At 66.7% G+C, this 19,776-nt stretch carries 18 protein-coding genes and 1 tRNA gene; 13 read left to right on the forward strand and 6 right to left on the reverse strand.

Features of this window, described 5'->3' with window-relative positions; translation table 11 throughout:
- Positions 1 to 239: 239 nt before the first annotated feature.
- The 3 genes from MWN34_RS07410 (at position 240) to MWN34_RS07420 (ending at position 3,850) form a co-directional block, all read left to right on the forward strand.
- On the forward strand, positions 240 to 1,577 hold the full coding sequence (locus MWN34_RS07410; protein WP_247028112.1) for an aspartate aminotransferase family protein: 1,338 nt from the start codon (positions 240 to 242) through the stop codon (positions 1,575 to 1,577).
- Positions 1,578 to 1,610: 33 nt separating this feature from the next.
- Positions 1,611 to 2,519, forward strand: a complete 909-nt coding sequence (locus MWN34_RS07415) for a MipA/OmpV family protein (protein ID WP_247028114.1) — start codon at positions 1,611 to 1,613, stop codon at positions 2,517 to 2,519.
- Between the two features lie 89 nt (positions 2,520 to 2,608).
- Entirely contained in the window at positions 2,609 to 3,850 is a 1,242-nt protein-coding gene (locus tag MWN34_RS07420) for a CaiB/BaiF CoA transferase family protein (RefSeq protein ID WP_247028116.1), read from the forward strand.
- Positions 3,851 to 3,932: 82 nt separating this feature from the next.
- Here MWN34_RS07420 and MWN34_RS07425 read toward each other — a convergent pair whose 3' ends face one another.
- Positions 3,933 to 6,305 carry a membrane-bound PQQ-dependent dehydrogenase, glucose/quinate/shikimate family gene (locus tag MWN34_RS07425; protein WP_247028118.1) on the reverse strand — a complete coding sequence of 791 codons (2,373 nt, stop codon included), beginning with the start codon at positions 6,303 to 6,305 and terminating at the stop codon, positions 3,933 to 3,935.
- Between the two features lie 343 nt (positions 6,306 to 6,648).
- Here MWN34_RS07425 and lhpH point away from each other — a divergent pair, with 343 nt between their 5' ends.
- Positions 6,649 to 7,656 (forward strand): trans-3-hydroxy-L-proline dehydratase, encoded by a 1,008-nt coding sequence (gene lhpH / locus MWN34_RS07430; RefSeq protein WP_247028121.1) that lies wholly within the window; start codon positions 6,649 to 6,651, stop codon positions 7,654 to 7,656.
- Positions 7,657 to 7,737: 81 nt separating this feature from the next.
- Here the strand turns inward: lhpH and MWN34_RS07435 are convergent, their stop codons facing one another.
- Positions 7,738 to 7,902 carry a hypothetical protein gene (locus MWN34_RS07435; RefSeq protein WP_247028123.1) on the reverse strand — a complete coding sequence of 55 codons (165 nt, stop codon included), beginning with the start codon at positions 7,900 to 7,902 and terminating at the stop codon, positions 7,738 to 7,740.
- A 358-nt stretch (positions 7,903 to 8,260) separates the two neighbouring features.
- Here MWN34_RS07435 and MWN34_RS07440 point away from each other — a divergent pair.
- From MWN34_RS07440 to MWN34_RS07455, 4 genes are all read left to right on the forward strand, one after another.
- A tRNA-Ile gene (locus tag MWN34_RS07440) sits at positions 8,261 to 8,336 on the forward strand.
- A gap of 330 nt (positions 8,337 to 8,666) precedes the next feature.
- The gene (locus tag MWN34_RS07445; RefSeq protein WP_247028125.1) at positions 8,667 to 9,131 is read left to right on the forward strand and encodes a hypothetical protein; all 465 of its coding nucleotides are present in this window, start codon (positions 8,667 to 8,669) and stop codon (positions 9,129 to 9,131) included.
- A 270-nt stretch (positions 9,132 to 9,401) separates the two neighbouring features.
- The gene (locus tag MWN34_RS07450) at positions 9,402 to 10,523 is read left to right on the forward strand and encodes an AI-2E family transporter (protein ID WP_247028127.1); all 1,122 of its coding nucleotides are present in this window, start codon (positions 9,402 to 9,404) and stop codon (positions 10,521 to 10,523) included.
- Between the two features lie 106 nt (positions 10,524 to 10,629).
- Positions 10,630 to 11,400, forward strand: a complete 771-nt coding sequence (locus tag MWN34_RS07455; protein ID WP_247028129.1) for an SIMPL domain-containing protein — start codon at positions 10,630 to 10,632, stop codon at positions 11,398 to 11,400.
- A gap of 397 nt (positions 11,401 to 11,797) precedes the next feature.
- On the opposite strand, the gene MWN34_RS07460 is transcribed toward MWN34_RS07455, so the two are convergent.
- Entirely contained in the window at positions 11,798 to 12,757 is a 960-nt protein-coding gene (locus MWN34_RS07460; protein WP_247028131.1) for a diacylglycerol/lipid kinase family protein, read from the reverse strand.
- Between the two features lie 224 nt (positions 12,758 to 12,981).
- Here MWN34_RS07460 and MWN34_RS07465 point away from each other — a divergent pair, with 224 nt between their 5' ends.
- Positions 12,982 to 13,518: a hypothetical protein gene (locus MWN34_RS07465; RefSeq protein WP_247028133.1), complete on the forward strand. Its 537-nt coding sequence runs from the start codon at positions 12,982 to 12,984 to the stop codon at positions 13,516 to 13,518.
- Between the two features lie 52 nt (positions 13,519 to 13,570).
- Here MWN34_RS07465 and MWN34_RS07470 read toward each other — a convergent pair whose 3' ends face one another.
- Positions 13,571 to 14,560, reverse strand: a complete 990-nt coding sequence (locus MWN34_RS07470; RefSeq protein ID WP_247028135.1) for a tetratricopeptide repeat protein — start codon at positions 14,558 to 14,560, stop codon at positions 13,571 to 13,573.
- A gap of 263 nt (positions 14,561 to 14,823) precedes the next feature.
- Between MWN34_RS07470 and MWN34_RS07475 the strand changes: the two genes are divergently transcribed.
- The 4 genes from MWN34_RS07475 to MWN34_RS07490 all read left to right on the forward strand — a co-directional run bounded on the left by MWN34_RS07475 (position 14,824) and on the right by MWN34_RS07490 (position 18,724).
- Positions 14,824 to 17,106, forward strand: a complete 2,283-nt coding sequence (locus tag MWN34_RS07475; protein WP_247028137.1) for a TonB-dependent receptor — start codon at positions 14,824 to 14,826, stop codon at positions 17,104 to 17,106.
- A gap of 185 nt (positions 17,107 to 17,291) precedes the next feature.
- Complete coding sequence (locus tag MWN34_RS07480) at positions 17,292 to 17,975, forward strand: Fe2+-dependent dioxygenase (protein WP_247028139.1); 684 nt, start codon at positions 17,292 to 17,294, stop codon at positions 17,973 to 17,975.
- A gap of 78 nt (positions 17,976 to 18,053) precedes the next feature.
- Positions 18,054 to 18,314: a SemiSWEET family sugar transporter gene (locus tag MWN34_RS07485; RefSeq protein ID WP_247028141.1), complete on the forward strand. Its 261-nt coding sequence runs from the start codon at positions 18,054 to 18,056 to the stop codon at positions 18,312 to 18,314.
- A gap of 56 nt (positions 18,315 to 18,370) precedes the next feature.
- Positions 18,371 to 18,724 carry a DMT family protein gene (locus tag MWN34_RS07490; RefSeq protein ID WP_247028143.1) on the forward strand — a complete coding sequence of 118 codons (354 nt, stop codon included), beginning with the start codon at positions 18,371 to 18,373 and terminating at the stop codon, positions 18,722 to 18,724.
- A gap of 78 nt (positions 18,725 to 18,802) precedes the next feature.
- Here the strand turns inward: MWN34_RS07490 and MWN34_RS07495 are convergent, their stop codons facing one another.
- On the reverse strand, positions 18,803 to 19,225 hold the full coding sequence (locus MWN34_RS07495) for a GFA family protein (protein WP_247028144.1): 423 nt from the start codon (positions 19,223 to 19,225) through the stop codon (positions 18,803 to 18,805).
- 103 nt (positions 19,226 to 19,328) lie between these two features.
- Positions 19,329 to 19,754: an SRPBCC domain-containing protein gene (locus tag MWN34_RS07500; RefSeq protein WP_247028145.1), complete on the reverse strand. Its 426-nt coding sequence runs from the start codon at positions 19,752 to 19,754 to the stop codon at positions 19,329 to 19,331.
- Positions 19,755 to 19,776: the final 22 nt, after the last annotated feature.

Here is a 19,776-nt window from a genome sequence, read left to right on the forward strand (position 1 = left end):
CGAGCCCTCTTTCGGATCTCCGCAATACGGCTCCAAAAAATGGAGCCGCCCCCGAAAAATGGCGGGCCCGACCTCCACAATATGGGGAAGCTCTTTCATACAAAGCGTTGCGAACGCTGGGGAATGTGCATCTGGCACGGGCGTTGCGCTGGGATTGGCAGCCGGCGCCGGCCCATCGGGGTTCGGCGCCTTCCCCGCCTAACCCGGCCGCACCCCGGCCCATCGTCAGGAAGACCCTCGTGAACGTCATCGACCCGTATCTGTCGCGTACCTCCAGCAGCGCCGCCCTCTTCGACATCGCCTGCGAGCATATCCCCGGCGGCGTGAACAGCACCGCGCGCGCCACCTGGTCCGGCTGGTCGCCCCATCCCCTGTTCGTCGAGCAGGGCCGCGGGTCGCGCCTCACCGACGTCGACGGCAACACGTATATCGATTACCTGCTCGGCCTCGGCCCGATGATCCTCGGCCATCGTCCGCCGGCCGTGACGCGCGCGGTCGTCGACTTCATCGAGCGGCGTGGCACGGTGTTCGCCCTGCCGACCGCCGACGAGGCGGTGCTGGCGGCCAAGATCGTCGCCGCGGTGCCGAGCGTCGAGCAGGTGCGGCTCGCCAATACCGGCACGGAAGCCGTGCTCTACGCCACCCGTCTCGCCCGCGCCTTTACCGGCCGCTCCAAGATCATCCGCTTCGAGGGCATGTATCACGGCTTCTCCGACGGCATGTATTGGAGCAAGCATCCCAGCATCGCCACCGCCGGGCCGGATGCGCGCCCGGTGCCGGTGCCGCAGGGACCGGGCCTGCCGAGCGGGGTGGAGCGCAACCTCATCATCCTGCCGTGGAACGATGCCGACATCCTCGCCGACGTGCTGGCGCGCGAGGGCGACGACATCGCCGCCATCATCACCGAGCCGGTGATGTGCAACACCGGCTGCATCCTGCCGCAGCCCGGCTATCTGGAGGCGATGCGCGCGCTGACAGAGAAGCATGGCGTGCTGCTGATCTTCGACGAGGTCATCACCGGTTTCCGGCTCGGCCTCGGCGGGGCGCAGGCGCGCTTCGGCATCCGCCCGGACCTCAGCGTGTTCGCCAAGGGGCTCGGCGGCGGCTTCCCGGTCGCGGCGGTCGGCGGCCGGCGCGCGGTGATGGATCTGGTCGCGCGGGGCAAGGTGTCGATGGCCGGCACCTATACCGCCAACGGCATAGCGGTCGCCGCCGCCAATGCGGCGCTGGACGAACTGGCACGGCCCGGCACCTATGAGCGGCTGGAGGCCGTCTCCACCTGCCTGCGCGACGGGCTCTCGGCCATCTTCGCCAAGGCCGCCATCCCCGCCTATGTCGAGGGTATCGGCGCGCTGCTGCAGGTGTGGTTCTCCGACACCCCGATCCGCAACTATCGCGACGCCGAACGCCATGCCGATCAGGACATCTTCCGCCGCTGGTGGGAGGGCATGCTGGCCCGCGGCGTGCTGTTCCATCCGGGCGCCTATGAGAACCTCTTCATCTCCACGGCCCACAGCTTCGAGGATGTCGAGGCGACCCTTGCCGCGGCCAACGATGTGGTAAGCCGTCTCGCCTAAGGTGGGCGCAATGGATCCTGGAGACCGGTTGTGATGGCGCCGCAGCCTTTCACGCCTATGGGGTGTCACCCCGGTGGGGCGGCTTTTGCCGCCGCACTGGCGTTTCTGGCGTGCGCCGGCCCGGCGCGCGCCCAGACCGCGGCGACCTCGGCGGCGGCCACACCGGTCACGGCCCTGCCGGACGTCACGCTGCCCATCGGCGTGCCCGCCGGCACCGCGCCGGACTGGATCGTCACGATCGGGGTCGGCGGCGAGTTCGGGCCGAAATATCCGGGGTCGGACCGTTCCGGCTTCTCGGTGGTGCCGAGCGATTTCGACATCCGCCGCGCCGACGAGCCCGCCGGGCTCGGCGCGCCGGACGACAGTTTCGAACTCGCTTTGATCGATCTCGACCGCTTCTCCATGGGGCCGGCGGCAGGCTATCGCACCGGCCGCTCGCCGACCGACGATCCGGGGCTTTACGGGCTTGCCGAGGTTCCGGTGACGCTCGATGTCGGCGGTTTTGCCGAATACTGGCTCGTGCCGGACGCGCTGCGCGCCCGCATCGAGCTGCGGCAGGCGGTGAAGACCACGCAGGGACTGCTTGCCGATGTGTCGGCCGACTGGTTCCGGCGCTTCGGCCCGGTCACCGTCTCGCTCGGACCGCGGCTGTCCGTGGGCGACACCGCCTATATGCGCACCATGTATGGCGTCACCGAAACCGAGGCGCTGGCCAATGGCGTGGTCACGCCGTTCCAGCCCTCCGGCGGGGTACAATCCTATGGCGCGCTGGCCTCGCTCAGCTACGCCTTCTCGCCCTCCTGGAGCGCGACCGCCTACGGCCGGGTGGACAAGCTGGTGGGCGATGCCGCCGACAGTCCGATCACCCGCAGCTTCGGCTCGGACTACCAGACGACCGTCGGCCTCGGTGTCAGCTATTCCTTCGGCGTCGCGACGCCGTGAGCAGCCCCGCCGGCCAATCGACCGGCGGCGGGGACTGTGATCTAAGGCGGAGGCTTTTCCGTATCCTCCGCTGAAGCGCGCGTATCGCCATGACCAAACCTTCCCCCGAAGCCCCCGTCCAGCAGGCGCTGACCGGCATCCGGGTGCTCGATTTGTCCCGCGTCCTGGCCGGGCCGTGGGCCACCCAGATGCTGGGCGACCTCGGTGCCGACATCGTCAAGATCGAGAAGCCCGGAGCGGGCGACGATACCCGCGGCTGGGGTCCGCCCTGGCTGGCGGACGGCGAGGGCCGGCCAACCCGCGAGAGCGCCTATTTCCTCTCCGCCAACCGCAACAAGCGCTCCGTCGCCATCGACATGGCCACCCCGGACGGGCAGGCGCTGATCCGCGCTCTGGCGGCCGAAAGCGACGTGGTGGTCGAGAACTTCAAGGTCGGCGGGCTGAAGCGCTACGGCCTCGATTACGAAAGCCTCGCCGCCATCAATCCCCGCCTCGTCTACTGCTCCATCACCGGCTTCGGGCAGGACGGGCCGGAAGCGGGGCGGGCGGGCTACGACTTCATGATCCAGGGCATGTCGGGGCTGATGTCGGTGACCGGCGCGCCGCAGACCGAGCCGCAGAAGATCGGCGTCGCGCTGGTGGATGTGATGACGGGGCTGCACGCCGCCATCGCCATCCTCGCCGCGCTGGAGCAGCGCCATCGCACCGGCCGGGGGCAATATATCGACCTCGCGCTGTTCGACGTCGCGATGGCGAGCCTCGCCAACCAGGCGCTGAACTATCTCGTCGGCGGCACTGCCCCGCGCCGGCTCGGCAACGCCCATCCCAACATCGTGCCCTACCAGGCGTTCGAGACGGCGGACGGCCATTTGATCCTCGCGGTCGGCAATGACGGGCAGTTCGCCCGCTTCTGCCGGCTGGCCGATCTCGCCCACCTGCCGGAGGATCCGCGCTTCGCGACCAATGCGGCGCGGGTGGCGCACCGTGAGGCGGTGATCCCCGAAGTCGCCGCCGCCCTGAAGCGGCAGACCACAGCGGAATGGCTGGCGATGCTGGATGCCGCCGGCATTCCCGCCGGGCCGATCAACACCATCGCCCAGGCCTTCGCCGAGCCGCAGGCGCTCGCGCGCGGTCTGGCGCTGTCGCTTCCGCATGTGCTGGGCGGCACTGCGCCGGGGGTGCGTTCGCCCGTGCGGCTCAGTGGCTCGCCGCCCGGCGAGCCCCTCGCCCCGCCGACCCTCGGCCAGCACACCGCGGAGGTGCTCGGCGGCCTGCTGGGGCTGGACGAGGCGGAGCAGGCCCGGCTGCGTGCCGCCGGCGTGGTCGGCTGATCGCAGCGCCGACGCAGCCTGCCAAAGAAAACGGCGGCCGGAGCGATCCGGCCGCCGTCTTTTCATGTCGCTGCGGCGCGCCTCACGGCAAAGCGTAGGCGATCACATAGTCGCCGCGCTCCGGCGACTGGCGGGCGCCGCCGGCGGTGACGACGATGTACTGCTTGCCGGTCTTGGGCGAGCGGTAGGTCATCGGGCCGCCCTGGCTGCCGACCGGCAGGCGGGCCTTCCAGACCTCCTGGCCGGTGCGGCTGTCATAGGCGCGCAGATAGAAGTCCTGCGTGCCGGCGATGAAGACGAGGCCGGACTGGGTGGCCAGTGTCGGGCCCAGCGTCGGCATGCCGATCGGGATCGGCAGGCCCATCTTGATGCCGAGCGGGCCGGTGTCCTGCACCGTGCCGACCGGAACCTGCCACACCAGCTTCTTCGTCTTCAGGTCGATGGCCGAGAGCGTGCCGAAGGGCGGCTCCTGGCAGGGAATGCCGAGCTGCGAGAGGAAGCGCTCGCGCATCGCGCCGAACGGGGTGCCGAGCTGCGGCACGACGCCCATCTCGATGCCGCTGCCACCCTTCACGTCCGCCCGCGGGATCATGTAGTTGGCGAGGCCGAGCCGCATGTCGTTGACGAACATGTAGCTGGTGGTCGGATCGATGGAGACCGAGCCCCAGTTCATGCCCCCGAGCGAGCCCGGGAACTGCAGCGCGCGATCCATGCCCGGCGGGGTGAAGACGCCCTCATGACGCATGCCCTTGAAGGCGATGCGGCACAGCAGCTGGTCGAAGGGCGTGGCGCCCCACATGTCCTTTTCGGTGAGCGTCTGGTTGCCGATCATCGGCATGCCGACCGAGAAGGGCTGGGTCGGCGAATAGCGCTCGCCGGCCACATGGCCCTGCGGGACCGGGCGATCCTCGACCTTGGCGATGGGCTCGCCGGTTTCGCGGTTGAGCAGGAAGATCATGCCCGACTTCAGCACCTGCGCCAGCGCCGGGGTCGTGGTGCCGTCGCCGTTCGGGATGTCGTAGAGCACCGGCTGCGCGGGAACGTCGAAATCCCACAGATCGTGGTGCACGGTCTGGAAGTGCCAGACCGGACGGCCGGTCGAGACATTCACCGCGACGATGGAGGAGGACCACTTGTCGTCCTCCGGCGTGCGCTCGCCGGCCCAGAAGTCGGGCGTGGCGTTGCCGGTCGGCAGGTAGACCAGGCCGAGCTTGGCGTCATAGGACATCGCCGACCAGACATTCGGCGTGCCGCGGGTATAGCCCTCGGGCGAGAGCGGCTCGCGCGTGACCTCGGGATTGCCGGGGTCCCAGGCCCAGACCAGGTCGCCGGTGATCACGTCATAAGCGCGCACCACGCCGGGGGGCTCGCCGGTTTCGTTGTTGTCCGCGACGCGGCCGCCGACGATGACGAGATTGGCCGCGACCAGCGGGGTCGATGTCTGCTGGTAATAGCCGGGCTTCACCTCGCCCATGCCGACCTTGAGATCGACGATGCCGTCCGTGCCGAAATTGGCGAGCGGCTTGCCGGTATCGGCGTCGAGCCCGATCAGGCGGGCATCGACGGTGGGCACGAAGATGCGGTGAGGGCTGACGGTAGCGTCCGCCCCTTCGGCCAGCGGGGTGACGCGCATGCCCTTGGCCGCGTCGTAATAGGCGACGCTGCGGCAGCGCTGCCACGACGGAACCGTTCCACCCGACACATAGCGCCATTTCTCGGCGCCGGTGTCGATGTCATAGGAGATGACGGTGCCATAGGCGGTGCAGACATAGAGGCTGTCGCCGATCTGCAGCGGGGTGTTCTGGTCTTCCGCGCCGGCGCCGGTGCTCTTTGGCAATTCACCGGTATGGGCGGTCCAGGCGACCTTGAGCTGGTTCACATTTGCCGGGGTGATGTCGTCGAGCGCCGCGAAGCGGGTGCCGGCGACATTGGCGCCCCAGGCCGACCAGTCCGCCGGCGCGGCGGTCTTTTCGGCAGGAACGACGGGCGGCGGGGTCTCGGTCGCGGCGATCACGCCCTTGGGCGAGAAGGCCGAGACCGCGGTGGCGGCCACGCCGACCGCGAGCACCGCCGCGCTGAGCCAGCCGAGTGCCCGCGCGCCCTTGCCGCGCGTCAGCAGCGGGACCGAGAGGGCGACGACCACGCCGCCGACCGCCATAGCGAACAGGCGCGAGACCAGCGGCCAGAAATGAAGACCGACCTCGCCATAAGCCCACAGGCAGGTGCCGAGGAAGGCGAGGCCGAACAAGGCGGCGCCCGTTCCGCGCCCGCGCGCGATGAGCAGGCCGGAGAGCACCAGTACGATGCCGGCGATCACGAAATACAGGCTGCCTCCGAGCCAGGCGAGATACGCCCCGCCGCCGAGGAAGAACAGGCCGGCCAGGACAATGACCGCCCCCAGCAGGAACAGCCATCCGCGCGCCAGCGGATTTCGGGTGGTTTCAGGGTCCGCCACGCGGCACCTCCATGTTCGGCGCATCGGGGCGACGGGGCTTCCGATGCGTGCTGCCACTTCACGCGCCTCCGCCGTCCATGCGGCGGTGCGATGGTCACCGTCTTTGCACGTTTTCGCCTAACATTGCGACAATACGTCCTATGCAGATTTGAAAGCTTGCCATGCGGAGCGGTTTTTCGTCCAGCGAGCGGCGGAGGCGCGTGACGTGGGCGACGGCGTGGCCGCTGCCGTCAGCGTGTTGTTTCCACGTGTTTTCCGTGCGGGAACGATATCCTCGGGGCAGCGGAATGCTCTAGCATGAAGCCGCCGGGCGGGCCCCGGGCATGACCCACAGGACATCCCCATGTTCGTCGATCGTCTCGTCTCCACGGTGGAAATGCACACCGGGGGCGAACCTTTCCGCATCATCACCAGCGGCATCCCGGCCATTCCGGGCGCCAGCATCGTCGCGCGCCGGGCATGGCTGCTCGAACATGCGGACGTGATCCGCCGCAGCCTCACGCTGGAGCCGCGCGGCCATGCCGACATGTATCTCGGCATCCTCACGCCGCCGGTGTCGCCCGACGCACAGTTCGGGGTGATCTTCGCGCACAATGAGGGCTACAGCGACCATTGCGGCCATGGCGTCATCGCACTGGCCACCGCGGCGGTGCTGCTCGGCTGGGTGGAGCGGGTGAGCCCTCAGACGCGGGTGGTGATCGACGCGCCGTGCGGGCGCATCGAGGCCTTCGTTGCATGGGACGGCGCCAAGGTCGGCGGGGTGAGCTTCGTCAACGTGCCGTCCTTCGTCTGGCAGGCCGATGCGGAGGTCGAGACCCCGAGCTTCGGGCGCGTGCGCGGCGACATCGCGTTCGGCGGGGCCTTCTATTTCTACACGGACGGCCGCCCCTTCGGGCTCGACATCACCGCCGGCAATGTCGAGGCGCTGATCCGCTTCGGCGACGAGGTGAAGCAGGCGGCCAACCGCGCCTACAAGGTGGTGCACGACGAGATCCCGGAGCTGAACCACATCTACGGCACCATCATCGACGGTCCGCCGCGCGATGCCGGCTCGCTTCAGGCCAATTGCTGCATCTTCGCCGACCGGCAGGTCGACCGCTCGCCCACGGGCTCGGGCACGGCCGGACGCACCGCCATCCTGTCCGCCCGCGGGTGGCTGAAGGATGGCGAGCGCTGGACGAATGAGTCGCTGATCGGCACGACGATGTCGGCGCGCGTGCTGGAGCGGGTGCGCTTCCATGGCCGGGAGGCGGTGATTCCGGAGATTTCCGGCACCGCGCATTTCCTCGGCACCGCGACCTGGGCGCTGGATCCGGACGATCCGATCGGCGAGGGGTTTCTGGTGAGGTGAATGCGGTGCGGGCCGGGAACGGCCCGCTGTGTCGCGATCAGGCGGCGCGAGCGGACGATCCGCGGCTTCCGCCGGGCCTCGTCAGCCGAGCTGCTCGGCGATGATGGCGCGAAGTTCCTCGCGGGAGAGCCGGCAGGGCTCGGGCTTCCAGTCGGGGCTGGAGCGCAGCGGGGCGGTACGGACGGATTTGACCGGGAGAGAAGGGCGGATGCGCCGTTCAGCCGGCACATGATTGATATTCTGCATGAATCTCCTGATCCGCAGTGCGCAAAAGGCGCAGCGGACGCGCGGCGGATGCCGCGGATTGTTGGAAGGATGGGAACTGGCGTTTCGCGCACCGGCATTCTGGGGCCGGCTTTTGCGCGATTGCCGTACGGTAATCAGCGAATGTGCCGATTTCACGACATTTTCGGCCCATGGTCGAAAATAACCGACTGAGTCGCGGGCGAACCCGGCCTGCTCCTTCGATCCGGCATCCGTCGATCCCCCGTCGGGACCGGCCGGGACGTCCTAGGCGGGGGCGGCTGCCTGTGGATGTCGCCGGGCCGGTTGGCGTCCCGTTCCGGCTTTGCTAGTTTCCCTCCCGCCCGGCCGCTCTGCCGGAGGGCCTGTAGCTCAATGGTTAGAGCCGACCGCTCATAACGGTCTGGTTGCAGGTTCGAGTCCTGCCGGGCCTACCAATATCGCGACGATCGCGTGCCCTTCATCGGTTAACACTATCCCTTCTTGCCGTTCTGGGTGGACTATCGGACGACTAATACTATTGATATTTAATATTGTCGAGCGTACGTCTGGATTCGTTCAGAATTATACATGCATATATGCTTTGTTTATAAAATGATATTCAGGTACATTTTCATTATATTGTATTACTTTAGGTAGTTTGCATTTTTGGAATATGGATCGAATGTTTACGAGGACTATATTTTCTCGGACGTCTTGCGGCAAAAAGTGGTAAATTCTGGTCGATGCCGGCGAATGTCGGGCCGCCATCACCAGGGAGATGTGCGATGACGATAAAATCAAATAGTTGCCAGATGACGGTTCCGTGCATTGATGAGCCGGAGAATTATTCCGAAGATGAACAGTTGTGCGGTTGCCTTGGGGCGATCGAGCCTTGGGAGCATCCCGATCTTCTCAGAGCTTTTCGCGGAATGGTCGACTATCATCGTTGGGTGGAAATGCGACTTATTCCTATCGCCTTCGCCTGGATGGAAGAGCACCGCGCAGCCATGCTCGAGAGGATCCCTGAAGATCGACGATCGGATATCGGCATATCCGTGGAAACGGCCTTCCAGCTCATAAAGAAAACCGAATTCTGGGAAGAAACCAAAAAAAGGATCGCCGAGGCGCCGCCAGCCGAGGAGATCCACCGGAATGGAAAAGCAAATCCCATGTGGATTGAAATGTCGCGTAAATATCTTGCAGCAGAACGGGAACTAAGTCCGAATCTCAGTTGGGATTTGGAGATCTGAGTGTCATTAAACGATAAATATGAAATAGATCCTCGTCAGGAGGAGGCGATGGAAGTCCTTTATTTCGAAAGCCACCTCCTGACCCTTGATGTTTTCGATCTCATTTCTTTCATTTTCTAGTTCACGTCGAACGCCGCGTGTTACCCGCCATCCGTGGTGACGAGTGACGGAAGCCGGCGGCCTTCCAGCCCCAGTCGATTCCCGCCGGAACCAGCGACCCGGATGTTCCGTTGAAGGGCGCGGTATATCCGCGACATGGGGGGACGACACATGAGCAGCGATACGGCGGCCGAGAAGAATGTCCGCGCGGAGGACGACGAGCCGATCGAGCTTCCCTCCGATCCGGTGGTCATCCTGCTGTCGATCCTCGTGATCCTCGCCTCGCTCACCGCCGCCTATTTCGCGGCCGAGATCATCCTGCCCATCGTGGTCGCGCTCATCCTCAAGCTGCTGCTGGAGCCGACGATGCGGTTTCTGCGCAAGCTCGGCATTCCGCGCGGGCTCGGGGCGCTGTTTCTCATTCTCGTGGTGTTCGGCCTCATCGTCGGCATCGGGGCGGGCATTTCCGGCCCGGCCTCCGAATGGGCGGCCAAGCTGCCGGACGGCATTCCGCGGCTGCAGGAGCGGCTGAAATTCCTGAACCAGCCGATCGAGGTGCTGCAGAAATTCCTGCATCAGGTGGACAACGTGGTGGGCGGAGGGGGTGGGTCGAATGCCGCCAACTCGGCCGAGCATCCGAGCGTCACTTCCGGGCTGGCGGCGACCCTGTTCCTTGGCACCACCCATTTTGCATCGCGATTCTTCGAGACCATCCTGATCCTGTTCTTCATGCTGATGTCGGGCGGCATCTTTCTGAAGCGGGGCGTCGAGATCGTGCCGCGCTTCAAGGACAAGCGGCGGCTCGTGGAGATATCGCTCGATGTCGAGCGCCACATCTCGGGCTATCTGGTCACCATCACCCTGATGAATGCCGCGGTCGGCATCGCCACCGGCATCGCGACCTGGGCGACGGGGCTGGGCGATCCGGTGCTCTGGGGCGTGCTGGCTTTCCTTCTCAACTATGTGCCGATCATGGGGCCGGTGTTCGGCATCGGCATCTTCCTGCTGGCCGGCCTGCTCGCCATCGACACGCTGTGGATCGCGCTGCTGCCGGCCGGGCTCTATCTGCTGATCCATGTGATCGAGGGCGAGATCGTCACGCCGATGCTGCTGGCCCGGCGCTTCACGCTCAATCCGGTGCTGGTCATCATCGCGCTGGTGTTCTGGTTCTGGATGTGGGGCATTCCCGGCGCGATCCTCTCCGTGCCGATGCTCGCCATCGCCAAGATCATCTGCGACGAGGTGAGCGCGCTCGCCGCGGTCGGCCATTTCCTCGGGGGCGACGAACAGTAGGGCGGGCGCCCCCCGCTTTCCGCGGCATGGTCAAAATGCCGCCGCCTTCGCCGGATGGTGTTGAGCTGCCGCTCGGTCAGCGGTCGCAGTCCTTCGAGGAATCCTCATGAACGCCGCTCATCGCGTCCGCCGGGCCCCGACGCCCTTCCGCCTCGCCGCAATCTCCGCCGCCCTGCTGCTGGCGCTTGCCCCGCTTGCCGCCTCGGCGCAGGAGCTGCCGAAGCCGGCGAAACGGCCGACCCTCGCCGTGACCGGCATGGGCCGCGTCACCGCGGCGCCGGACATGGCGAGTCTCTCCGCCGGCGTGGTCAGCACCGGCAAGACCGCGCGCGAGGCGCTCGACGCCAATACCGCGGCGGTCGCCGACATCATCGCCGCGGTAAAGGGTTCCGGCATCGCCGAGCGCGACATCCAGACCGATGGCTTCTCGGTGCAGCCGCAATTCGGCGATCCCAAGCGCGAGCCGAACCAGAACCAGAACCAGCCGCAGGCGCCGCGTATCGTCGGCTATGAGGTGCGCAACACCGTCTCGGTGCGGGTGCGCGACCTCGGCGGGCTCGGGCCGCTGCTCGACACGCTTGTCGGCAAGGGGGCGAACCAGCTCGGCTCCGTATCCTTCGGCATCGCCGAGCCCGGCAGGCTGCAGGACGATGCCAGCATCGACGCGGTGAAGGATGCGCGCCGGCAGGCGGACCTGCTGGCCGGCGCCGCGGGCATGCGGGTGGTCGGCGTTCTCAGCATGCAGACGTCGTTCGCGTCCGCGCCGATGCCGCGCATGATGGCGATGGCGGCGAAGATGGATTCGGTGCCGATGGAGGCCGGCGAAACGGAGGTCCGCGCCAGCGTCTCCGTGGTCTACGAGATCGAGCCGCTCTGACGGCAGGGGGGGCGTGACACCGGGGCCGTCGATCGTCTGCGCCCCGCGTGACGTCACGCGACACAAGGTCGGCCGGCTCCGCCCGGCCGTTCGCGTCCTTGGCCGCACACCTCGTGCGGGGAGGGCGTTGAGGCAAGGGAAGGTGCATGCCCGGCTGGTGCCGGGCATCACGGCGATTGGGGAAGGCGGGCCGCAGTGAATGTACCGGCGGATGCAAGGTGTCCTATTCCTCGTCATCCCGGTCGGAGTCGGAGCCGCTGAGCCGGGATCGTTCGCTGGATCGTGCCCGGACATGCCCATGATCCCGGATCAGCCAGTGGCTGTCCGGGATGACGGTTCGACGAGGCGGTACATGCGGCCCGCATCGGCCGCTCCCCGCACCGCGCGTCCGCATCGTCTACCCCGGATTTCCCACGCCGATCGGCGGGTGGGGTTTCAGCACCTTCAGGCCGCGCGGCAGGATGCGATAGGCGAGCGGCATGTGCTCGCGGGCGAGCTCGCCATCGGTCGAGACCCAGCCGCGATGGCGATGCCGGCGCTCGATGGTGATGGTGCGGCCGGCGAGGCTGATGATGCCGGGATTGTCGCGCCAGTTGTCGGTCACCATGTCGGCGCCGGCCTTCAGCTTGGCGAGCGCGCCGCGCTCCTCGGCGATGTGGACTTCCATCACGTCCTCGTCGAGGCGCGCGCGCCGCCAGCCGGGGCCGGAAAAGCGGTTCACGGTGACGAGGGCGGCCAGCGCCTCGAAATAATGCGGCTTGCCGTCGACCGTCACGTCCAGCGACACCCGTCCGCTGCGGCGCAGCGCATAGAGCGCGGCGATGGCGACGATGAGGAAGCGCCACAGTTTCCAGTGCCGGGCCGCCTCGCGGGCCCGCGCCATCTGGCTGAAGAATCCGATGCCGGAGATGGTGTGGAAGGCCCGCCCGTTCAGCGAGCCGACATCGATCTCCACCTCCTCGGCCGAGGACAGCGCCGCCAGCGCCGCAACGAGATCGGTCGGGATGCCGAGGTCGTGGGCAAGCAGGTTCAGCGTGCCGAGCGGCAGGATGCCGAGCACCTTGTCGCTGCCGGCCAGCGTCTTCACCGCAAGGCTCACGCTGCCGTCGCCGCCGCCCACCACCACGATGTCATGGTCGCCGGAGCCGGCGGAGGTGATGGCCTTCAGCAGTTCCTTGCCGCGGAGCATCCGCACCTCGACGTCATGCTCGCCATGGCCGAGATGCTGCTCGACCAGCTGCGCCACCTTGTCCGCGCCGCGATCGAGCACCGTGCCGGCATTGGCGTTCAGCAGCACCAGCACCTTGTGGTGCGGGGCGGGGTTCGGGGAGAGTGACGGCGTCTCGGTCGGGCGCATCGTGGATTCGGTCTCGGGTCCGCTCGGCGATCGGGTGGGAGGATAGGAGGGGATCCTCAAGAACCGGTGAAGCATGCCATCGCTGCGGAAACATGCCGACGGTCCTGACGAAATGGTTCTGCCCGACGTTGCGTCAAGTGCGCTGTCCGATCCGGCACAGGCCGCCGGTATTTCCCGGCTCGATGCGGCGCCGTCATATTGCGCGCGGGCGCGGGATGCGGCACTTGAGTGATCGTGCGGGTTGTGACTGGCAGATGACCGTGCCGGGCGAGCGCAGGGGAACGGCAATGAGCGAGCACGAGCCGCGGAACGGATATGCTGCGGGCGAACCTTCACGCAGCGCGGCGACGCCGGCACCGGCGCCCGCGCGCCCGGCGCGCCGGCGGTCCTCCATCCTGCGGCCGCGGGCCGGGGCGGCGGTGGCGCTGGTGCTGGTCATCGTGGCGACCATGATCGGACGGTGGATGGCGACGCTGTTCTCGCTCGGCTGGGGTTTTGCGGGAGCCATCGCCATCGTCGCGACGCTGCTGCTCGCGATTGCCATCATGCGACTGCCGGGGCGGATCTATGCGCTTACCGCGGCGTTGCTCACCCTGCTGGTCGGCTACACCGCCTATGATTTCGCCCGCAACGCCATGGATGTCTCGCAGGGGCTTTCCTTCGCCCTTGCGCTGGTGCCGGCCTTTCTGGTGGCGGCGGCGTTCTGGGATTTTCGCCGCCTGACCCGCGAGTTCACCGCCTGGGCGGACGGGCGGATCTAGAGCGGCCGAAACGCTGTTCCTCACGAGCGGAGAGGGCTTCAGGCGTCGCTCCTCAGGCGCGGTCGATCCAGCGCCGGAACCGCCAGAGGAGGCGCTGCGGCAAAGCAAGGCGCCGCGCCGGCCGCGAGACCGCGGGGCGCACGGCCTCGCGCTCTGCGGTGCGGCGCTCGATCTCCCGGGCCTGCGCGGCCAGCCGGGCGGCTTCCTCCGGCTGCGGTGTCCCGCCGAGGCCGGCGGCGAGGGCGCCGGCATAGGCATCGAGATCCTGCGGCTCGCCGGTCCCGCAGGCACGCTCCAGCGCCCGCAGCGCGATGCGTTCCAGTTCCGGCACTCCGCTCTCGGCGAGCCCCGCGCCCACCTGGCGGCAGAACACCGGCACGCCCTCTTCCACCGCCCGCGCGAACCAGGGCAGCGCCGCTTCGCCATGGCCGGCCAGGGTCAGCAGCCGGGCATAGTCGAACTGACCGCGATAATCCCCGCCTTCGGCGCCGCGGCGATACCAGGCGAGGGCCTGCCGCCCTGCGGTGGCCGGACGGGGCGGATGGCACCAGCCCTGCTCGCGGTAGCGGCCTAGGATCGACATCGCCTTGGGCTGGCGCTGGCGGGCGGCACGCACGAAAAGATCCAGCGCCGCGCGAGGGTCCTGCGGAACGCCGGTGCCGTTCAGCAGCAGCGTGCCGAGGTTGAACTGCGCCCAGGCATGGCCACGGGCGGCGGCTTCGCGATAATGCACCGCGGCCTGCGCGGCATCGGCCGGCACGCCCCAGCCGAATTCATGCGCCCGTCCCAGCATGGTGACGGCGTCGGCATCGCCGGCCTTCGCCGCGATCGTGAACCAGCGCAGCGCCGCGGCGGGATCGCGGGCGACGCCGAAGCCGTCCACCAGCATCTGCCCGAAAGCGATCTGCGCGCCGATGATTCCATTCAGTGCCGCACCTTCCACCCACCGCGCGGCTTCTTCCGGGCTTCGCGCCATGCGTTCGGCAAGGCCTTCGGGGCCGAGCCGCTTCAACGCGGGGTAGGTGATCCAGGCATCATGCATGTCGTACCGTCATCTAAGTGCAAAATGTGGCTAAACCGCCACAGTTCCGATTTGGTCAGCTCATCGCGGGGGTCGTTCTAGATAAAACAACGGAAAAAAAGACGTTTTTGGTACGATTCATCTTTTAATAATTAAAAGGTATATCAAGGGGCCCTTGAGGTAGGGGTTTATCTTAGAACATATCAAAAATATAGCGTTTGCATGCGTTTAGACCGGTGCCCTACACCGCGATGGATAATGATGAATGTGGGGTATTTGGGGCCATGAAGACTTTGAGGTCGCTGCGAACAACCAATCCGAACGCGGCATTGACGGCCGGTCTTGCCGTCACCCTTTCGGCAATCCCGTTCGCCGACGCCCTGGCGCAGCAGGCAACGACAGCGACGACGTCCGGCACGGAAGAGCTTCCGGTCGTGACCGTGGAAGGCGAGGGCGCGGCAGCCAACACGCTGGAAGCCTCCACCGGCATTTCGCGCCTGCCCGGCACGGTGCAGGACACGCCGCAGGTGGTGCAGGTGATCTCGCAGCAGCAGATGCAGGAACAGGGCATCACCACGCTCGACCAGGCACTGCGCAACGTGCCCGGCGTCACCGTCTCGATCGGCGAGGGCGGCGGCGGCATGAATGGCGACCAGTTCCGCATCCGCGGCTTCCAGGCGAAGGGCGACATCTTCGTCAACGGGCTGCGTGACTTCGGCGTCTACACCCGCGACAGCTTCGCCTATGAGAATGTGCAGGTCCTCAAGGGCCCGTCGTCGGAAGGCTTCGGACTCGGTACCACAGGCGGCGTCATCAACTCGACGCTGAAGCAGGCTCATCTGGGCGACAAATACGATTTCGAGGGCCAGATCGGCACCGGAATGCTGTATCGCGGCGTGGTCGACCTCAACAAGCAGATCGACGCCACCACCGCCTTCCGCATCGTCGCGATGTTCAACGAGCAGGACATCGCCGACCGCGACCACGTGTCCAATGACCGCTACGGCGTCATGGCCTCGCTGGCCTTCGGCCTCGGCACCGACCAGACGCTCACCTTCAACTATCTCTACCAGCACGGCGACCGGACGCCCGATTATGGCGTGCCGATCGTGACCCCCGGCTTCAATGACGTCGCGACCTTCGGCAAGCTGGGCCGGCCGGTGACCGAATTCGGCGTGCCGCGCTCGACCTTCTACGGAAAGACCACCGACAAGGACATCACCGACGCCAACATGTTCACCGCCAACTACAAGCGTGAGGTGAACGACTGGCTGACCATCACCAATGACAGCCGCGTCGGCTACTACACCCGCGAATTCGCGACCACGGTTCCGGGCTGCGGCACGGGAACGACGCTTGCCGCCTACAATGCGAGCTGCACCGGCCAGTTCTTCGACGGGCTGGACCCGGCGATCACCTTTGGCGGCGGCAATCCGGGCTTCGATCAGGAGACCTGGTCGGGTCAGAACGTCACCACTGCGATCGCGAAATTCAACACCGGCTTCCTGCGCCATGAACTGGTCGCTGGCCTCGACATGTACACGGTCAGTTCCGACCGCACGCTGATCTCGGTGAGCGGCTCCAAGGGCACCTCGACCATCTGGAATCCGGTGTTCGGCAACACCACGGGCTATTCGCTCTACAGCAACCCGCTCGCCAGCAACGGTGTGCGCAAGTCGGACGCGACCGATCTCGGCCTGTTCGTCAGCGACCGGATGTGGATCACCGAACAGATCTCCTTCATGGCAGGCACCCGCTACGACACCTATTCGAGCGACTACACCTACTGGAACGGCTCGACCTGGGCCCATGCCGACGCCAATACCGACTTCTGGAGCCCGAAATTCGCGGCTATCTGGGAACCCACGAAGGAGCAGACCTACTACGTCTCCTACGCCAAGTCGTTCACGCCGCAGGGCTCGTTCCCCGCGAACGACGTCACGGTCGTCAATTCGGCTCAGCCGAACCTCGACCCCGAGGACAACGACACTTGGGAAGTCGGTGCCAAGATCTCGCTGTTCGAGGGCCGTCTCGGCCTCACGGGCACGCTGTTCCGGGTGGAGAAGAGCAACGTCTTCTACACCGACCCGAACACCGGCGACGCGGTTTCCGCAGGCGAGGCCCAGCGCGTGCAAGGCGTCGAGCTCGGCGTGACCGGCATGATCACCGATGCGTGGAGCGTGCAGGCCGGCTATGCCTATTACGACAGCGAAGTCACATCGGGCACCAGCACGGGCAAGGAAGTCGCGTTCGTTTCGCCGAACAACTTCACCCTGTGGACGACCTACGACCTGACCAAGAATGTCATCCGTTCGCTTCCGGGCAAGCTTCTGGTCGGAGCCGGCGTCACCTATGCCGACGAATACTACACCAACAGTGCGAACACCGCGATCATCCCCGAGACGTTCTCGCTGGATGCTCTTGTCTCCTACTCCTGGGATAAGTACCGGGTCGCGCTCAATGCCTACAACCTTACCGACGAGCTTAACTACGCGCAGGGCTTCGGCAACCGTGCCGTGCCCGGTTCGGGCCGCACCTTCACGCTTTCCATGGGCGTGACGTTCTGAAGTCTGCTCCCCCCGGTGCCGGGTTTTCTCGGCACCGGGCTTCTCGTCCCCGCCGGGTTTTCCCGGCACCAGACCGCTCTCCCTGTGTTGGATGGAACCGGCGCAGGGCCTTTCTTCCCCGACCAATGACCGACTTCGGGAAAGCCGGCACCCCCGGCTTTCCCGCTTTTTTATCGGATCCCGCCATGCTGATCGCCATTCCCGACCTGCTCACCCCGGACGAAGTCGCCCATTGCCGCCGCGTGCTGGAAGGCTCGCGCTGGGTCGACGGACGGGTGACGGCGGGGGCGCAGGCCGCGCTCACCAAGCGCAATCTCCAGATCCCGACCGATTCCCCCGAGGCGCTGGAACTCGGCGACCTCATCCTCAATGCGCTGGGCCGCAACCCGACATTCACCTCGGCCGCCATGCCGCTGCGCGTGCTGCCGCCGATGTTCAACCGCTACGATGTCGGCATGACCTTCGGCGCCCATGTCGACGGCGCGATCCGCTCGGTGCCGGGCGCCGGCATGCGGATGCGCGCGGACGTCTCCACCACCGTCTTCCTGACCGACCCGGACGAGTATGACGGCGGCGAACTGGTCATCGAGGATGTCTACGGCACGCAGGAGGTGAAGCTGCCGGCGGGCCATGCGGTGGTCTATCCCGCCACCAGCCTGCACAGCGTAAACGTCATCACCCGCGGCAGCCGCTGGGCCTCGTTCTTCTGGACCCAGTCGATGATCCGCTCCGGCGAACAGCGCACCATGCTCTACGATCTCGACATGGCGATCATCGACGCGCGGGGCAAACTGCCCGACGACGATCCGGCGGTGCTGTCGCTGGCGAATGTCTATCACAATCTGCTACGGCACTGGGCCGAGATGTGAGCGCAGGGCCGCGCCCGCCCGATTGACAGCCACGGAACCTCATGGGAGCACGGTGCATCCCATCAGGAGAAGCGGGTCGTGACGTCCCTTCAGACCGAGATCATCGGCAGCCTCGCTGCCGTGCTCACAACGCTGTGCTGGCTGCCGCAGACCGTGAAGCTGCTCCGCACCCGCGAGACCCGTGACCTCTCATTCGTCGCCTATGCCGCGCTCGCCGCCGGGGTTGCGCTGTGGCTGGTCTACGGCCTGCTGATCGGCTCGGTGCCGGTCATCGCCGCGAACGCGGCTTCGCTCGTTCTTGTGATCGGTATTCTGTCGCTCAAGCTGCGTTATGGATGAGGCGCGCCCTCGCGCTGTCCCGTCCCGATCCCGAACCGCCATGTCACGGAGCCCCGATGCCCGGCTTCCTCCCGCCTGCCCTGACCCCGATCGTCCTGCTGTTCGCCTCGAACGTCTTCATGACCTTCGCCTGGTACGGCCACCTCAAATACAAGAGTGCGCCGCTGCTGCTCGTGATCGTCGTGAGCTGGGGCATCGCCTTCTTCGAATATTGCCTTGCCGTTCCGGCGAACCGATTCGGCTCGGCGGTGTATTCGGCCGCCCAGCTCAAGACCATGCAGGAGGTCATCACCCTGCTGGTCTTCGCCGCCTTCTCGGTGCTCTATCTGAAGGAGCCGCTGGGCTGGAATCACCTCGTGGGCTTCTCCTTCATCGCCGCCGGCGCTTTCTTCATCTTCCACAAGTTCTGAGGCCGCGTCCGCGGCGACAGTCAGGCGGCATTCATGCGCCGCGCCTGTCCGTGCCGGGAGAGGGCAGGGGCCGCGCGCCTATGTCGACGGAACGAAGCGCAATGTGCCGGCCAGGCGCGCTGGCCGGCCGGTGTCGCTGGGGTGGTTGACGCCGTCGGAAACCGGGACCTCGGCAAAGTCGAACGGACTGACGCCGTCGAGGCACGCGACGTTCACGCCATACTGGCTGTTGTTCGAGCGGCGCTGGTGATGGGTGTAGATCCCGCAGCACGAACAGAAGAAATGCTGCGCAACGCCGGTGTTGAAGCGATAGCTCGTCAGCGCGTCTTCACCTGCGAGGATGCGGATCGCGCCCGCCTCGGACGAGACGACCACCGCGCCGCGCATCCGGCAATAGGAGCAGGTGCAGCGCCGGATCGAGGCGAAGCCATCGTCGAGCGTCACCTCGAAGCGCACCGTGCCGCAATGACACTTTCCGGCGAGAATCGTCCTGTCGTCCACGCTGCGCCTCCCCGTGTTCCCCTTAGTCTAGGGCGGGCACCGGCAAATGGACAGCGGGGCGTCGGCGGGCGCATGGCCGGTGTCCTGCTGGGACGATGCAACGCTATGCGCCGCTCCGTGCCGTCACATAGCCGGCAAAGCGGTCGAGGACCGTCTGCCAGTCCTGCCGCTGGACCTCCGGGGCGATGCCCTCTTCCGCATCGAAGCTCTGTTGCAGGAGCGTGGTGGCGCCCGTGGCGAGGAAGGCCACGCTGACATGGCGGCCGTCCCCCATGCGCCATTCGATCAGCCGCCCCGGCTCGATGCGGGTATAGAGCGCGACGAGCTCGCTCTCCGCGTCGCCATCGGCCGCCACCGCGCCCGCTGCCATTCGCAGCCGGAGCTGTCCGCCGACCTGCAGGTCGTTCGAGGCCTCGATGACGCGCCAGTCCTCCGAGGCATCCCATCGGACGATGTCCGCCGGATCGTTGAAGGCCCGCCAGATCGCGTCGATCGGCGCCTCGATGCGGCACTCCACCTCGATCCTCATCCGCGCTTCCTGCTGCCAGCGA

Source organism: Ancylobacter crimeensis (assembly GCF_023016805.1).
Classification (GTDB): Bacteria; Pseudomonadota; Alphaproteobacteria; order Rhizobiales; family Xanthobacteraceae; genus Ancylobacter; species Ancylobacter crimeensis.

Bases quoted from the DNA above. Each gene is read 5' to 3' on its own strand.
- MWN34_RS07490 (WP_247028143.1), top strand. From the start codon at position 18,371: ATGCCCGGCTTCCTCCCGCCTGCCCTGACCCCGATCGTCCTGCTGTTC.
- lhpH (WP_247028121.1), top strand. From the start codon at position 6,649: ATGTTCGTCGATCGTCTCGTCTCCACGGTGGAAATGCACACCGGGGGC.
- MWN34_RS07415 (WP_247028114.1), top strand. From the start codon at position 1,611: ATGGCGCCGCAGCCTTTCACGCCTATGGGGTGTCACCCCGGTGGGGCG.
- MWN34_RS07480 (WP_247028139.1), top strand. From the start codon at position 17,292: ATGCTGATCGCCATTCCCGACCTGCTCACCCCGGACGAAGTCGCCCAT.
- MWN34_RS07455 (WP_247028129.1), top strand. From the start codon at position 10,630: ATGAACGCCGCTCATCGCGTCCGCCGGGCCCCGACGCCCTTCCGCCTC.
- MWN34_RS07470 (WP_247028135.1), bottom strand. From the start codon at position 14,560: ATGCATGATGCCTGGATCACCTACCCCGCGTTGAAGCGGCTCGGCCCC.
- MWN34_RS07500 (WP_247028145.1), bottom strand. From the start codon at position 19,754: ATGAGGATCGAGGTGGAGTGCCGCATCGAGGCGCCGATCGACGCGATC.
- MWN34_RS07445 (WP_247028125.1), top strand. From the start codon at position 8,667: ATGACGATAAAATCAAATAGTTGCCAGATGACGGTTCCGTGCATTGAT.
- MWN34_RS07435 (WP_247028123.1), bottom strand. From the start codon at position 7,902: ATGCAGAATATCAATCATGTGCCGGCTGAACGGCGCATCCGCCCTTCT.
- MWN34_RS07460 (WP_247028131.1), bottom strand. From the start codon at position 12,757: ATGCGCCCGACCGAGACGCCGTCACTCTCCCCGAACCCCGCCCCGCAC.
- MWN34_RS07420 (WP_247028116.1), top strand. From the start codon at position 2,609: ATGACCAAACCTTCCCCCGAAGCCCCCGTCCAGCAGGCGCTGACCGGC.
- MWN34_RS07475 (WP_247028137.1), top strand. From the start codon at position 14,824: ATGAAGACTTTGAGGTCGCTGCGAACAACCAATCCGAACGCGGCATTG.
- MWN34_RS07450 (WP_247028127.1), top strand. From the start codon at position 9,402: ATGAGCAGCGATACGGCGGCCGAGAAGAATGTCCGCGCGGAGGACGAC.